Source organism: Bartonella sp. AA74HLJMH, from assembly GCF_042197045.1.
In the GTDB taxonomy this organism is placed as follows: Bacteria; Pseudomonadota; Alphaproteobacteria; order Rhizobiales; family Rhizobiaceae; genus Bartonella.
The window spans coordinates 1-1139 of record NZ_JBHIRJ010000099.1; the positions used below are offsets into that span (position 1 = coordinate 1).

Genomic DNA, 1139 nt, shown 5'->3' on the forward strand with positions numbered 1-1139 from the left:
CATGGCGTGGACAATCCGCATTTGCTCTTGGTGCTGGTTATACATCTGAAAACGGAAAAATCCGCTCTAATCTCTCTGCCACGAGTGCTGGTGGTCATTGGGGAATAGGTGGTGCAATCACTCTGAAAATAAAATAATACGAATAACGAAAATAGAACAAAACATCCACCCTTATTTATTGAAATAAGGGTGGATATTTTTTTACAGACGCACAGTATTTATCTAGAGATAAGCATAATATTTGATGAGGCTATAAACTGTGAGGTTTTATAGAAGATTTTTCTATATTTTGTTGAAAAAAGATCACAGTAGAATCCATATTGCTAAAAAGTTATATTTTTATGTTGCTATTTTCTTGAACAGTCTATAGTGATGCGGAAATGTATATTAGTAAGACTCATTTTGATAAAATAATTCAAAGGGGGAAAAGTAGTGCGTAAAGATAAAAGGTACATCACGAGACCGCGCATATATCATTATATGATATATTAAAAAGAAAAAATCCAACTAAAAAGCCAGTTATCCAAGGAAAACTATATTCTGGACATATTACAATTTCTTTTTACTTTACTTATTATTAATAAAACCATGCTTTCTAATAAAAACAAAGCCTATAATTAGGAAAATACATACTAAAACCTAGTACAAAGGATTTTATAGTAACCACTACCAAGTAAAAAGTAATATTAAATATACAAGTCCTCTTTTTTAGTTAGGAAAAAACAGCACACTAAAACCCTTAGACTCTAAATGTGTTATCTTTATATCCACAAAACATAATCAAAAAGACAAGCATTTAGATCTCAATACAGAGAGCACAAACAAAACAAGACTAAAGACTCAAAATGTTCACACTCTAAGCAATGATCGTCTACTCTGAATTCCAAAGACATCAATAATGCTAAAATGTGTCTTTTTTATGTTTTGGAGGTGTTTCTAAGTTTTTTCATTGGAGAGTTTGTTATGAAAAAATTATATGCCCCACAAGCAGCGAGTGAATTAAAACGTTCTCGTTTTTCTTTTGTTAAAGTTCTTTCGTTGGCTATAGCGGCTACATTCTTATCGAATGTTACGCCTGTTTTTTCAGCAAATCCTGATTTTAGAAACACATTTCTTGAAGGTGTAAAAAGTGCTGGTGT

At 31.6% G+C, this 1139-nt stretch carries 1 protein-coding gene; it reads left to right on the forward strand.

Annotated elements, in window-relative coordinates:
• Nucleotides 1–137: YadA-like family protein (locus ACFINH_RS09910; RefSeq protein ID WP_375633000.1), on the forward strand; the 137-nt coding region annotated here is incomplete at its 5' end.
• Between the last annotated feature and the right edge of the window lie 1002 nt (nt 138–1139).